The following is a 12,537-nucleotide window of genomic DNA, read 5'->3' as shown; positions in this document are numbered from 1 at the left end:
TAATTTATATTTTAAATGCTATAATTATTTTAATTATGTAAAAAACAAGGAAAAATTTTGAAAAGACTGGATAAAAAAGAAGCTTTAGATTTATTAGATCATGCGAGTTTAACTGAACTTGGAGAAATGGCTTATAAAAGAAAATTAGAACTTCATCCTGAAAAAATTACCACTTTTGTTGTGGATAGAAATATTAATTATACCAATGTTTGTTGTATTGATTGTTCTTTTTGTGCTTTTTATCGCCATCATAAAGAAGATGATGCTTATATTTTAAGTTTTGAAGAGATAGGCAAGAAGATAGAGGAGCTTGAAGCTATTGGGGGTACACAAATTCTTTTTCAAGGCGGGGTGCACCCAAAATTAAAAATAGAATGGTATGAAGAATTAGTTTCTTGGATAAAAGAACATTATCCAAATATCACTGTGCATGGTTTTTCAGCAGTTGAAATCGCTTATATTGCAAAAGCATCTAAAATTTCAATCACTGAAGTGTTAAAAAGATTACAAGCTAAGGGTTTATTTTCTATACCAGGAGCGGGAGCTGAGGTGCTAAGTGATAGGGTGCGTGATATTATCGCACCCAATAAATGCGATACAGCTACTTGGTTAGAAGTACATCGCCAAGCTCATAAAATCGGTATGAAAAGTACAGCTACCATGATGTTTGGAACGGTTGAAAATGATGAAGAAATCATCGATCATTTTGAACATTTAAGAAAATTACAAGATGAAACAGGTGGTTTTAGAGCTTTTATTTTATGGAGCTTTCAAAGTGATAATACTGCTTTAATCCAAAAACATCCAGAGATTATGAAACAAAGTTCTAACAAGTATTTAAGACTTTTAGCTTTAGCAAGACTTTATTTAGATAATTTTAAAAATTTACAAAGTTCTTGGGTGACTCAAGGCTCACTTATAGGCCAGCTTGCTTTAAAATTTGGGGCCAATGATTTAGGCTCAACTATGATGGAAGAAAATGTAGTAAGTGCTGCAGGAGCAAGTTATAGAATGAATCAAGATGAGATGATAAGGCTGATTAGAAGTTTAGGCGAAAATCCAGCTAAACGCAATACCGCTTATGAAATTTTAGAAAGGTTTTAATGCAGTATTTAGAGAGTAGGGGTGTTAAAATCCCTTTTATTTTTGAAAAAAATTCTGATTTTCCCATTGTTGTTTTAAAGCTTGTTTTTAGAAATTGCGCTAGAAGTTATGATGAAATAGCAGGTTTAGCTAAGATGTTTTCACGTATTTTAAATGAAGGCGTGGATGATAAATTTTTTAAGGATTTAGAATTTAGAGCGATAAATTTAGAGGCAAGTAGTGGTTTTGAAAGCTTGGAAATCAATCTTTCTTGCTTGAAAGAAAATTTTGATTTTGCTTTAAAGAGTTTAGAAAAATTGCTTTTAAAACCAAGAATAGAAGAAAAAACTTTGCAAAAATTAAAAATCAATGCCTTAGGTGAGCTCGCGAGTAAAAATAGTGATTTTGATTATTTAGCAAAAAATTTACTCAATACTCAAATTTTTAAATGTAAAGAATTTCAAAGTCCAAATGATGGGGATGAAAAAAGTATAGAAACTTTGTCTTTAAAAGATTTGCAAAATTTTTATAAAAATTTTATCCATCTTAGTGATTTGGTTGTGATTTTAGGAGGAGATTTAGAAGAAAAACAAGCCAAGGAAGATCTTTTAAAACTCTTATCAAAACTTCAAATAGGTAAGAAAAATACTCCAAAAAAATATGAGTTAAGCAAAAACATCAAAGATGAAATTTTGCTACGCCCAGAAAGTGAACAAGCTTATATTTATTTTGCTACACCTTTTTTTGCTGATTTTAAAGATAAGGATTTATATCTTGCAAAAATTGCATTATTTGTTCTAGGGCAAGGAGGATTTGGTTCAAGGATTATGGAAGAAATTCGCGTTAAAAGAGGTCTTGCATACTCAGCTTATGCTATACTTGATATGAATATGTCTTTTTCTAGAGTTTTTGGATATTTACAAACTAAAAATGAAAGCGCTAAAGAAGCTAAAAAAATCGTAAAAGAGCTTTTTGAAGATTTTATAAAAAATGGCATGACTCAAAATGAACTTGATCAAGCTAAAAATTTTCTCATAGGATCAACTCCTTTGCGTTATGAAAGCTTAAGCAAGCGTTTATCTATGACCTTTAATGAATTTTATCAAGGTTTAAAATTAGGATATTATAAAGAAGAGTTAAAACTTATGGAAAAGGTTAAACTTGAAACCATCAATGCTTATATTAAAAAACATCAAGAGCTTTTAAATATAAGTTTTGCAAGCATACAAAATGAAAATTAAAGAAAGTGATTTTGAATTTTTTAAAAAATTAAAAATTAGAAGTGCTATTGATTTAGCCCTTCTTTTACCTAAAAAAATTGAAAATTTAAATCCAAGTAAAAATCCCAAAGAAAATGAAATTTGCACCCAAAAAATCACTATAAAAAGCGTTAGTTCAAGAAAAAATCAACTTTTTGGTTTAGGTTTTTGTGAAGAATGGCAAGAAAATATTTCTTTTGTGTTTTTTCATCCTAGAGCTTGGCATTTTAGGATTTGTAAGGTAGGAAAAGAGCTTATTTTTAATGCCAAGCTCTCGCGTTTTAATCACACTTGGCAATTTAACAATCCTAAAATTTTAACTTCTTTTGAGGGTTTTAGTCCAAAGTATCAAATTTTAGGTTTAAAAGATGCAAAAATTGCTGCTTTTATACATAAATATCTTAATTATGAAAATTTAAAAGAAAGTGGCATAGAGGATAAATATATACATTTTCTTTTAAATTTACATACTTATGATGAAAAAAGTTTTTTTATGTTTGAAAATTTGCAAAATTTTAGCAAAGATTTAAAATATATAGAAATATATAATTTTTTAAAGCGTTTAAAAGCTAAAAAAACGCATTTTAAAGCTCATCAAATCAATGTTTTTAATATAGCTAATTGGCTTAAAGATTTGCCTTTTTCTCTTACTAAAGATCAGCTTAACGCCTTAAAAGATATAGAAAAAGATTTGCATTCAAAAGAAGCCAAAAGGCGTGTGATTATGGGTGATGTGGGGTGTGGTAAAACCTTGGTTTTACTCGGTGCGGCTTTGATGGTTTATCCTAAGCAAGCTATTTTAATGGCACCTACTAGTATTTTAGCGTATCAGCTTTATGAAGAGGCTAAGAAATTTTTACCTGATTTTATGAATATTTTGTTTATTAAAGGGGGTAAAAAAGAAAAAGATTTAGAACAAAATATCCAAAAAGCAAATCTTATCATAGGCACTCACGCTTTAATTCATTTAGAAAGTCATAATGCCGTGCTTGTAATGATAGATGAACAACATCGTTTTGGATCAGCTCAGCGTGAAAAAATTCATTCTTTAAATAAACAAGAATTTGCCCCTCATTTTATACAGTTTTCGGCTACGCCTATTCCAAGAACTTTAAGCATGATACAATCTGAACTTTTAAATTTTAGCTTTATTAAACAAATGCCTTTTAAAAAAGATATTACAACTTATTGCATACAAAATGAAGGTTTTTCTAAGCTTAGCGAGAAGATCAAGGAAGAAATTTCTAAAAATCATCAAATTATCATTATTTATCCCTTAGTGAGTGCTAGTGATAAGATTCCTTATCTTTCTTTAGAGCAGGCCAAAGAATATTGGCAGAGTCATTATGAAAAAGTTTTTGTAACTCATGGAAAAGATAAACAAAAAGATGAAATTTTAGAGCGTTTTAGAGATGAGGGAAATATTTTACTAAGCACTACAGTGGTGGAAGTAGGTATTTCTTTGCCAAGATTGAGTATGATAGTGATTGTGGGGGCGGAACGTTTAGGACTTGCTACCTTACATCAACTTCGTGGCCGTGTAGGCCGTGTAGGGCTTAAAAGTACTTGCTATCTTTATACTAAACTTAAAGAAATTCCGAGTCGTTTAAAAGAATTTGCTAGCACTTTAGATGGGTTTAAAATAGCAGAGCTTGATCTTAAAAATCGTTTGAGTGGAGATTTGCTCGATGGTTTTATGCAACATGGAAATGAGTTTAAATTTTTTGATTTTTCTAAGGATGAGGAGATTTTACAAAAGGTAAAAAAAGATTTGGCAAAAAAATTGCCAAATTAATGTCCACCATACTTATAAAGCATATTTTGAAAATGTGAAGCTATCATTTGTGCACGCTGTAAAATAACTGCTTTCATTTCTTCATTATAAACCATATTTAAACTTTCTTCAAAAAGTCCTAGCCAAACTTCAAAAAATTCTTGAGGAAAAGGAGGTAAATCTAGATGTTTTTTTAAGGGTTGCCCATTATAATCACCTTCGCCTAAAAGCATGCCTGCCCAAAAATTTCCTATTTTTGCTTTATGTTCTTCCCATTCTTCATCGTTTGTTCCAATAGCATTGTTAAAAATAGGCCCTAAATCCTTATCTTTTCTAATTTTTTCATAAAATATTTCCATGAGTTTTGCTATGCTTTCTTGATTAATTGTTTCAAATTTCATATAAGCCTTTCTTAAATGTTAATTTTATGGCGTTAATATAGCAAAAATAAGATAAATTAAATTTAACATAAGTTAAGAATGGAAAATGTATATAATGAAAGACTATTTAGAACTTTTATCTAGTGTAGGAAAATTAAAAAAATTTCAAAAAAATAGTATTTTATTTTATGAAGGCGAAGAGGCTAAAAATTTTTTTATTTTACTCAAGGGAAAAATACGCATTTATAAAAGTACATCAAGTGATAAAGAAATTACTTTGCATTATTTTAATCCTCCAAATTTTATAGCAGAAATGCCTGCTTTTAAAAAATTAAATTATCCTGCTAATGCTGTCTTTGAAGAAGATGGAGAAATTTTGGAAATTGATTTTATTAATTTTCAAAATTTATGCAGTGAAAATAAAGAATTTAATTTTTTACTTATCAGCTCACTTTTTGATAAAATCAAAATTTTAGAAAAGAAATTATCTCAAAATGCATTAGATTTAAGGACGAGATTATTAAAGTATCTTTTGGAAAATGAAAAAAATTTAGATACAATTTCACAAAAACAAATTGCAATTGATTTAAATGTTAGAGCACAATCTTTATCTCGAGTGTTAAAAGAACTTAAAATTTCAGAACTTATTGATACAAAAAAAGGTAGAATTGAAATTTTAAATAAAGATATGATCATGAAAGAACTTTGGTAAAAATTTAAGGTAGAGAATGGATTTTGATTTTATATTAGCTCAAGCTCCTGCTTTTTTAACGGCTGCTTGGCTTACGATAAAACTAAGCTTTTTTGGAATTATTTTTTCTTTGATAATAGGTTTGTTTTGTATTTTAATGAGTTATTTTAAAATAAAAATTTTAGAAAATATTTGCAAGCTTTATATAGAGTTTTCAAGAAATACGCCTTTATTAATTCAACTTTTTTTCTTATATTATGCTTTACCTAAATTTAATATACATTTAGAGCAAATTCCACCGCTTGATTTGATTTGCTTAAGCGTAGAAGAAACTTTAAGGCCTTCTTTTGCTTGTGCTATAGTAGGACTTAGTTTTTTAGGAGGTTCTTATATGGCTGAAAGTTTAAGAGCGGGATTTGAAGCCATAAGAAAACAGCAGTTTGAAGCGGGACTTTCTTTGGGTTTTTCAAAATTTGGAAATTTGCGTTATGTGATTTTGCCGCAAGCTTTGGCTATTTCTATGCCAAGTATTAGTGCTAATATTATATTTTTAATCAAAGAAACTTCAGTTGTTAGCATTATTGCCTTGCCAGATTTGGTGAATTTAATGAAGAGTTTAAATTCCTTAACCTATAAGACAGATGAGCTATTGTTTTTGTTGTTTATGGGATATTTATGCATTATTTTGCCTTTGTCTTTTATTTTGCTAAAGTTTGAAAAAAGGTTGCTTCATGCTTGAATTTTTAAATACTGATACGCTTTTAAGACTCTGGCAAGGGCTTTTTGTCACTCTTGAAATTTCATTTATCAGCATTATTATTACTTCGATAGGTGGGTTGTTTTTGGGAATTTTAATGAGTTTTAAAAATACCTATATCTATGCTTTTTGTCGTTTAGGTTTAGAATTTGTGCGTGTTATGCCACTTTTGGTATGGCTTTTTGTGGTGTATTTTGGTTTTCCTAGATGGTTTGGGTGGGATTTGAGTTCTGTAAGTGCAGCTATTATTGTTTTTAGCATTTGGGGTTGTTTTGAGATGATGGATTTGGTGCGTGTTTCCTTGCAGAGTATTCCAAAACATCAGTATGAAAGTGCATCATCTTTAGGTTTAAATACGGTGCAAAGTTTTGTTTATATTATTATTCCACAAGCTATGCGTCGTTTAACTCCTATGAGCATGAATTTACTTACTCGCATGATTAAAAGTACAACCTTTGCTTATTTAATCGGTGCGGTAGAGCTTGTAAAAGTAGGGCAACAAATTATAGAATTTCATAATAGAAATGATTTTGCACCTTTTGTTATTTATGGTTTGATTTTTTTTATCTTTTTTATACTTTGTTATCCCATCACTTTATATTCAAGAAAATTAGAGAAAAAATGGAGCTAAAATGAGCATACTAAAAATAGAAAATTTACAAAAGTATTATGGTTCGCATCACGCCTTAAAAGATATTAATTTAGAAGTTAAGGCTAAAGAAGTTGTGGTGATTTTAGGTCCTAGCGGATGTGGAAAATCTACGCTTTTGCGTTGTATTAATGGGCTTGAAGAGATTGCAAGTGGTAATATTTATATTGATAATGAGAAAATAGATAAAGATTTTAAAGAATGGCCAAGAATGCGTCAAAAAGTTGGTATGGTTTTTCAATCTTATGAGCTTTTTGAGCATTTAAGTGTTGAAGAAAATATACTTTTAGGGCCTATGAAAGTGCAAAAAAGAAAGAAAGATGAGGTTTTAAAAGAGGCTAAAATTTGGCTTGAAAAGGTGGGGCTTTTGCATAAAATTCATGCTTATCCAAGAGAGCTTAGCGGAGGACAAAAGCAAAGAATTGCCATAGTAAGAAGTTTATGTATGAATCCTGAGTTAATGCTTTTTGATGAGGTTACAGCAGCACTGGATCCTGAGATTGTTAGAGAAGTTTTAGAAGTGATGTTAAATCTTGCAAAAGAGGGTATGACTATGCTTATTGTTACCCATGAAATGGGTTTTGCTAAAGCTGTAGCAGATAAAATCATTTTTATGAATGAAGGAAAAATCATCGAAGAAAATGATCCTAAAAGTTTTTTTGAAAATCCAAAAAGCGAAAGAGCAAAGAAATTTTTAAATTTGTTTGATTATCATAAATAGATAAAAATAATATTGGTTTATGATAATAAACTTTACAAGACTAAAATTTTATAGAAAAACTAAAAAAGTCTTGACAAAAATTTTTTTTTGAGTTATAATCTCACTTTTATTTTTGCTGGTTTAGCTCAGTTGGTAGAGCAGCTGCCTTGTAAGCAGCAGGTCGGGGGTTCAAGTCCCTTAACCAGCTCCATTTATTTTAGCAGTGTTTGACCAGAATATTGAAAAAGCAATATTTTTATGGTGAGTTACTCAAGTGGCCAACGAGGGCAGACTGTAAATCTGCTGGCTTTCGCCTTCCGTGGTTCGAATCCACGACTCACCACCATGCTTTGCGGGAGTAGCTCAGTTGGCTAGAGCATCAGCCTTCCAAGCTGAGGGTCGCGGGTTCGAGTCCCGTTTCCCGCTCCAATAATTTAAAAGAACTGGGAGCTGTATTTTAAAACCTTTAACTTACAGTATATATCCCATTTAAGAGTTTTTGTTGTCTGTTATTGTGTATAATTTTTCTGAGCGCTCGTATGGCTCAGAGGTAGAGCACTCCCTTGGTAAGGGAGAGGTCGCGGGTTCAATTCCCGCTATGAGCTCCATGAATTGAAAAAATTATATAGATATAAGACTTGCTTTGCTCAATTTATTTTTTATACGGAGGAAAAAAATGGCTAAAGAAAAATTTTCACGTAATAAGCCACACGTAAATATTGGTACTATTGGTCACGTTGACCATGGTAAAACTACTTTAACAGCTGCTATTTCTGCTGTTCTTTCTAGAAGAGGTTTAGCAGAGCTTAAAGATTATGATAATATCGATAATGCTCCAGAAGAAAAAGAGCGTGGTATTACTATTGCTACTTCTCATATTGAATATGAAACAGACAATCGTCACTATGCACACGTTGACTGCCCAGGTCACGCAGATTATGTTAAAAACATGATTACAGGTGCTGCACAAATGGATGGAGCGATCTTGGTTGTTTCTGCTGCAGATGGTCCTATGCCACAAACTAGAGAACATATTCTTCTTTCTCGTCAAGTAGGCGTTCCATATATTGTTGTTTTTATGAATAAAGCAGATATGGTTGATGATGCTGAACTTTTAGAGTTAGTTGAAATGGAAATTAGAGAATTATTAAGCTCTTATGATTTCCCAGGCGATGATACACCTATTATTTCTGGTTCTGCTTTAAAAGCTCTTGAAGAAGCTAAAGCTGGACAAGATGGTGAATGGTCAGCAAAAATTATGGATCTTATGGCTGCAGTTGATAGCTATATTCCAACTCCAACTCGTGATACTGAAAAAGACTTCTTGATGCCAATTGAAGATGTTTTCTCAATTTCAGGTCGTGGTACTGTTGTTACAGGTAGAATTGAAAAAGGTGTTGTAAAAGTAGGTGATACTATCGAAATCGTTGGTATTAAAGATACTCAAACAACAACTGTAACAGGTGTTGAAATGTTCAGAAAAGAAATGGATCAAGGCGAAGCAGGAGATAACGTAGGTGTTCTTCTTCGTGGTACTAAAAAAGAAGAAGTTATCCGTGGTATGGTTCTTGCTAAACCAAAATCAATTACTCCACACACTGACTTTGAAGCTGAAGTTTATATCTTGAATAAAGATGAAGGTGGTAGACATACTCCATTCTTTAACAACTATAGACCACAGTTTTATGTAAGAACAACTGATGTTACAGGTTCGATTAAATTAGCTGATGGTGTTGAAATGGTTATGCCAGGTGAAAATGTGAGAATTACTGTAAGCTTGATCGCTCCAGTAGCACTTGAAGAAGGAACTCGTTTTGCTATTCGTGAAGGTGGTAAAACTGTTGGTTCAGGTGTTGTTTCTAAAATTATTAAATAATTTAATAAAGCCAAGTTAAAAGCTTGGCTTTAATTTTTTAAGGAAAATTAAAATGAGAATTAAAGTTGGTTTAAAGTGTGAAGAATGTGGTGATATTAATTATAGCACCTATAAAAATAGTAAAAATACTACTGAAAAATTAGAATTAAAAAAATATTGCCCAAGATTAAAAAAACATACACTTCACAAAGAAGTTAAGCTAAAAAGTTAAGCTTGTGCCCTTAGGGCAATAGCTCCAACGGTAGAGCGCCGGATTCCAAATCCGATGGTTGGGGGTTCGAATCCCTCTTGCCCTGCCATAATTAAGGTTTAAATAAATGGAAAAATTAATAACTTATTTTAAATTATCAAAAGCCGAATTAAGGAAAGTAATTTTTCCTTTAAAAGAACAGGTAAGAAATGCCTATATTACAGTTTTTGTGGTTGTTGCGGTGATTTCTTTGTTTTTGGCGTTAGTGGATTGGCTTATGTCCTCTATTGTTTCTGCGATCGTATAAGGAGAGTAAATGAGTACTCATAAATGGTATGCAATTCAAACTTATGCTGGCAGTGAAATGGCAGTTAAAAGAGCCATTGAAAATTTAGTAAAAGATAACGGAATTGAAGAACAACTTAAAGAAATTGTTGTTCCAACTGAAGATGTTATTGAATTTAAGAATGGAAAGGAGAAGATTAGCGAAAGAAGTTTGTATTCAGGATACGTTTTTGCACTTCTTGATTTAAATACAGAGCTTTGGCATCGCATTCAATCTCTTCCAAAGGTTGGTCGTTTTATTGGAGAATCCAAAAAGCCAACCCCTTTAACAGAAAAAGATATTAATTTGATTTTGGAAAAAGTTCACAATCGTGCAGCGCCTAAACCAAAAATTTCTTTTGAAGAAGGGGAAAATGTGAGAATCACAGAAGGGCCATTTGCAAACTTTACTGCAATTGTAGAAGAGTATGATATGGTTCGTGGTTTATTAAAATTAAATGTTTCTATTTTTGGACGCTCAACTCCAGTGGAGATCTTATATTCTCAAGTTGAGAAAATAATTTAATTTATATCAAGTAAGGAGATTTGTTATGGCTAAAAAAGTCGTAGGCGAAATTAAATTGCAAATTGCTGCCACAAAAGCAAACCCATCACCACCTGTTGGCCCTGCTTTGGGTCAGCAAGGTGTTAATATTATGGAGTTTTGTAAGGCTTTTAATGAAAGAACAAAAGATATGGCAGGTTTTAATATCCCTGTTGTTATCACTGTTTATGCAGATAAAAGTTTTACTTTTATTACAAAACAACCGCCAGCTACGGATTTGATCAAAAAAGCAGCTGGAATTTCTAAAGGTACGGATAATCCACTTAAAAATAAGGTTGGCAAATTAACTCGTGCTCAAGTTTTAGAAATAGTAGATAAGAAAATTGCAGATTTAAATACTAAAGATAGAGATCAAGCTGCTAAAATTATTGCAGGTTCAGCTCGTTCTATGGGTGTTGAAATCGTAGATTAATCCTTTCACCGCCAAGGTAAAAGGCGGTAGCACTTTAAAATGCGGAGAAAATAAATGGCTAAGATAGCAAAAAGATTAAAAGAATTATCACAAAAAATTGATTCAAATAAAGAGTATGCTTTAAGCGATGCAATTGATACAATAAAGACTTTAAAGTCTGCTAAATTTGATGAGACTGTAGAAATTGCTTTAAAACTCAATGTTGATCCAAGACATGCAGATCAAATGGTAAGAGGATCTGTTGTTTTACCTGCTGGAACGGGTAAAAAAGTTCGTGTTGCTGTAATTGCAAAAGACGCAAAAGCTGATGAAGCGAAAAATGCTGGTGCAGATATTGTGGGTAGCGATGATTTAGTAGAAGAAATTCAAAAAGGTAATATGAATTTTGATGTTTTGATTGCTACTCCAAATTTAATGGGACTTGTTGGTAAAGTTGGTAGAATTTTAGGCCCAAAAGGTTTAATGCCAAATCCTAAAACCGGAACAGTGACTATGGATGTTGCTCAAGCAGTTAATAATGCAAAAAGTGGTCAGGTAAATTTCCGTGTTGATAAGCAAGGAAATATCCATGCAGGTCTTGGTAAAGTAAGTTTTTCCAAAGAACAATTATGGGACAATGTTAGCACTTTTGTAAAGGCAATCAACAAACATAAACCTGCCGCAGCTAAAGGTAGATATATTAAAAATGCGGCTTTATCTTTGACAATGAGCCCTTCTGTAAAGCTTGAAACACAAGAATTGCTTGATATGAAATAAGAGTTGCTTTTTTGCAACTCTTTTGTTTTAAAATAAACATTTGAAAAAATTTTTGATTTTTTGAGATGTTTATTTTAGATTGAAGATAGTCGAGGCGTAAGCTTAATTGGATTTCCACTCTACTTGAAATCTCAATCGGAAAGGAGAAAATGTGACTAGAAGCGAAAAAGTTGAGATTATTGCTAAACTTGAAGAAGGTTTTAAAGCTAGTGAAGCTATTGTAGTTTGTAATTACAGAGGTCTTAGCACAAAAAAACTAGAAGAGCTTAGAAATAATGCAAGAGAAAACAATGTAAAAGTTCAAATTGTTAAAAATACTTTGGCTAACATTGCTCTTAACAATTCCGGTAAAACAGGTCTAGTTCTTAAAGATACAAATATTTATCTTTGGGGCGAAGATCAGCTAAGTGTTTCAAAAGTAGCTGCTAAATTTGAAGAAAATAACGATAAATTTGAAATCAAAACAGCTCATATTGAAGGCGAAGTTGCAGATGTTGCTAAGGTTAAAGCTCTTGCTAAAATGCCTTCACGCAATGAGTTGCTTGCTATGCTTTTGCAAGTTTGGAATGCGCCAATTACCAATTTCACAATAGGTTTAAATGCGCTTAAAAATAAAAAAGAATCTAAATAAATTAAATAAAAGGATAAAAAATGGCAATTTCTAAAGAAGATGTATTAGAATATATTTCAAATTTAAGTGTTCTTGAGTTATCAGAACTTGTAAAAGAATTTGAAGAAAAATTTGGTGTGTCTGCTGCTCCTGTAATGGTGACTGGTGGTGCTGCAGCTGGTGGTGCTGCAGCTGCTGCTGAAGAAAAAACTGAATTTGATATCGTTTTAACTGATGGCGGTGCTAAAAAGATTGAAGTTATTAAAATCGTTCGTGCTCTTACAGGCCTTGGTCTTAAAGAAGCAAAAGATGCAGTTGAGCAAACTCCTTCAACTCTAAAAGAAGGTGTGGCTAAAGCTGAAGCTGAGGAAGCTAAAAAACAACTTGAAGAAGCTGGTGCTAAAGTAGAACTTAAGTAATTTTAAGCTTTAAAGTTAGAAGAAGATTTGCCAAGGCAAGTCTTCTTTTTTTATTTTTACCTAATTTTTAGGTCTTCTTTTTTAAATTTACA

General features: G+C 31.7%; 15 protein-coding genes, 5 tRNA genes and 1 pseudogene. 20 read left to right on the top strand and 1 reads right to left on the bottom strand.

Annotation, left to right across the window (positions count from 1 at the left end; translation table 11 throughout):
- Positions 1-57 precede the first annotated feature (57 nt).
- Genes ELQ07_RS07525 through recG form a run of 3 tightly spaced genes read left to right on the top strand, consistent with a single transcriptional unit; the run spans position 58 to position 4,137 of the window.
- The gene (locus tag ELQ07_RS07525; protein WP_070316528.1) at positions 58-1,104 is read left to right on the top strand and encodes a dehypoxanthine futalosine cyclase; all 1,047 of its coding nucleotides are present in this window, start codon (positions 58-60) and stop codon (positions 1,102-1,104) included.
- The gene (locus ELQ07_RS07520) at positions 1,104-2,324 is read left to right on the top strand and encodes a pitrilysin family protein (protein WP_134224953.1); all 1,221 of its coding nucleotides are present in this window, start codon (positions 1,104-1,106) and stop codon (positions 2,322-2,324) included. The genes ELQ07_RS07525 and ELQ07_RS07520 overlap by 1 nt, the downstream gene beginning before the upstream one ends.
- Entirely contained in the window at positions 2,314-4,137 is a 1,824-nt protein-coding gene (gene recG / locus ELQ07_RS07515) for an ATP-dependent DNA helicase RecG (RefSeq protein WP_070316530.1), read from the top strand. Before ELQ07_RS07520 ends, recG begins: the two co-directional genes overlap by 11 nt.
- Here recG and ctb read toward each other — a convergent pair.
- Positions 4,134-4,517 (bottom strand): truncated hemoglobin Ctb, encoded by a 384-nt coding sequence (gene ctb / locus ELQ07_RS07510; protein ID WP_052806201.1) that lies wholly within the window; start codon positions 4,515-4,517, stop codon positions 4,134-4,136. The genes recG and ctb overlap by 4 nt on opposite strands.
- 94 nt (positions 4,518-4,611) lie before the next feature.
- Between ctb and nssR the strand changes: the two genes are divergently transcribed.
- From nssR to rplL, 17 genes and pseudogenes are all read left to right on the top strand, one after another.
- Positions 4,612-5,208 carry a nitrosative stress-sensitive transcriptional regulator NssR gene (nssR, locus tag ELQ07_RS07505; RefSeq protein WP_070316531.1) on the top strand — a complete coding sequence of 199 codons (597 nt, stop codon included), beginning with the start codon at positions 4,612-4,614 and terminating at the stop codon, positions 5,206-5,208.
- 16 nt (positions 5,209-5,224) lie between these two features.
- A complete protein-coding gene (locus ELQ07_RS07500; protein ID WP_002858512.1) occupies positions 5,225-5,926 on the top strand; it encodes an amino acid ABC transporter permease in 702 nt (233 codons plus the stop codon).
- Complete coding sequence (locus ELQ07_RS07495) at positions 5,919-6,575, top strand: amino acid ABC transporter permease (RefSeq protein WP_070316532.1); 657 nt, start codon at positions 5,919-5,921, stop codon at positions 6,573-6,575. Before ELQ07_RS07500 ends, ELQ07_RS07495 begins: the two co-directional genes overlap by 8 nt.
- A 1-nt stretch (position 6,576) precedes the next feature.
- Positions 6,577-7,337 (top strand): annotated as a pseudogene (locus ELQ07_RS07490) (amino acid ABC transporter ATP-binding protein).
- Between the two features lie 91 nt (positions 7,338-7,428).
- Positions 7,429-7,504, top strand: a tRNA-Thr gene (locus tag ELQ07_RS07485).
- Positions 7,505-7,553: 49 nt separating this feature from the next.
- Positions 7,554-7,639 (top strand) — tRNA-Tyr (locus tag ELQ07_RS07480).
- Between the two features lie 6 nt (positions 7,640-7,645).
- Positions 7,646-7,722 (top strand) — tRNA-Gly (locus ELQ07_RS07475).
- A 104-nt stretch (positions 7,723-7,826) separates the two neighbouring features.
- Positions 7,827-7,901 (top strand) — tRNA-Thr (locus ELQ07_RS07470).
- 68 nt (positions 7,902-7,969) lie between these two features.
- Entirely contained in the window at positions 7,970-9,169 is a 1,200-nt protein-coding gene (tuf, locus tag ELQ07_RS07465; protein WP_002855271.1) for an elongation factor Tu, read from the top strand.
- Between the two features lie 52 nt (positions 9,170-9,221).
- Positions 9,222-9,380, top strand: a complete 159-nt coding sequence (gene rpmG, locus ELQ07_RS07460) for a 50S ribosomal protein L33 (protein ID WP_002793551.1) — start codon at positions 9,222-9,224, stop codon at positions 9,378-9,380.
- Between the two features lie 12 nt (positions 9,381-9,392).
- Positions 9,393-9,468, top strand: a tRNA-Trp gene (locus ELQ07_RS07455).
- A gap of 18 nt (positions 9,469-9,486) precedes the next feature.
- Complete coding sequence (secE, locus tag ELQ07_RS07450) at positions 9,487-9,666, top strand: preprotein translocase subunit SecE (protein ID WP_002854985.1); 180 nt, start codon at positions 9,487-9,489, stop codon at positions 9,664-9,666.
- A 9-nt stretch (positions 9,667-9,675) separates the two neighbouring features.
- Positions 9,676-10,209: a transcription termination/antitermination protein NusG gene (gene nusG / locus ELQ07_RS07445; RefSeq protein ID WP_002851098.1), complete on the top strand. Its 534-nt coding sequence runs from the start codon at positions 9,676-9,678 to the stop codon at positions 10,207-10,209.
- Positions 10,210-10,234: 25 nt separating this feature from the next.
- Positions 10,235-10,660 (top strand): 50S ribosomal protein L11, encoded by a 426-nt coding sequence (rplK, locus tag ELQ07_RS07440; protein WP_002779452.1) that lies wholly within the window; start codon positions 10,235-10,237, stop codon positions 10,658-10,660.
- Between the two features lie 54 nt (positions 10,661-10,714).
- Entirely contained in the window at positions 10,715-11,416 is a 702-nt protein-coding gene (gene rplA / locus ELQ07_RS07435) for a 50S ribosomal protein L1 (RefSeq protein WP_002854928.1), read from the top strand.
- A 151-nt stretch (positions 11,417-11,567) separates the two neighbouring features.
- Entirely contained in the window at positions 11,568-12,047 is a 480-nt protein-coding gene (gene rplJ / locus ELQ07_RS07430; RefSeq protein WP_134224951.1) for a 50S ribosomal protein L10, read from the top strand.
- Positions 12,048-12,067: 20 nt separating this feature from the next.
- Positions 12,068-12,445 carry a 50S ribosomal protein L7/L12 gene (gene rplL / locus ELQ07_RS07425; protein WP_070316533.1) on the top strand — a complete coding sequence of 126 codons (378 nt, stop codon included), beginning with the start codon at positions 12,068-12,070 and terminating at the stop codon, positions 12,443-12,445.
- The last annotated feature ends 92 nt before the right edge of the window (positions 12,446-12,537 follow it).

Origin of the sequence: Campylobacter sp. US55 (genome assembly GCF_004378955.1) — a bacterium.
In the GTDB taxonomy this organism is placed as follows: Bacteria; Campylobacterota; Campylobacteria; order Campylobacterales; family Campylobacteraceae; genus Campylobacter_D; species Campylobacter_D jejuni.
The sequence above is the reverse complement of the archived record's forward strand: the minus strand, read 5'-3'. Positions and strand labels throughout refer to the sequence as shown.

Excerpts from the sequence above, each read along its gene's own strand:
- ELQ07_RS07520 (WP_134224953.1), top strand. The coding sequence starts at position 1,104 with ATGCAGTATTTAGAGAGTAGGGGTGTTAAAATCCCTTTTATTTTTGAA.
- recG (WP_070316530.1), top strand. The coding sequence starts at position 2,314 with ATGAAAATTAAAGAAAGTGATTTTGAATTTTTTAAAAAATTAAAAATT.
- ctb (WP_052806201.1), bottom strand. The coding sequence starts at position 4,517 with ATGAAATTTGAAACAATTAATCAAGAAAGCATAGCAAAACTCATGGAA.
- nssR (WP_070316531.1), top strand. The coding sequence starts at position 4,612 with ATGAAAGACTATTTAGAACTTTTATCTAGTGTAGGAAAATTAAAAAAA.
- ELQ07_RS07500 (WP_002858512.1), top strand. The coding sequence starts at position 5,225 with ATGGATTTTGATTTTATATTAGCTCAAGCTCCTGCTTTTTTAACGGCT.
- ELQ07_RS07495 (WP_070316532.1), top strand. The coding sequence starts at position 5,919 with ATGCTTGAATTTTTAAATACTGATACGCTTTTAAGACTCTGGCAAGGG.
- tuf (WP_002855271.1), top strand. The coding sequence starts at position 7,970 with ATGGCTAAAGAAAAATTTTCACGTAATAAGCCACACGTAAATATTGGT.
- rpmG (WP_002793551.1), top strand. The coding sequence starts at position 9,222 with ATGAGAATTAAAGTTGGTTTAAAGTGTGAAGAATGTGGTGATATTAAT.
- secE (WP_002854985.1), top strand. The coding sequence starts at position 9,487 with ATGGAAAAATTAATAACTTATTTTAAATTATCAAAAGCCGAATTAAGG.
- nusG (WP_002851098.1), top strand. The coding sequence starts at position 9,676 with ATGAGTACTCATAAATGGTATGCAATTCAAACTTATGCTGGCAGTGAA.
- rplK (WP_002779452.1), top strand. The coding sequence starts at position 10,235 with ATGGCTAAAAAAGTCGTAGGCGAAATTAAATTGCAAATTGCTGCCACA.
- rplA (WP_002854928.1), top strand. The coding sequence starts at position 10,715 with ATGGCTAAGATAGCAAAAAGATTAAAAGAATTATCACAAAAAATTGAT.
- rplL (WP_070316533.1), top strand. The coding sequence starts at position 12,068 with ATGGCAATTTCTAAAGAAGATGTATTAGAATATATTTCAAATTTAAGT.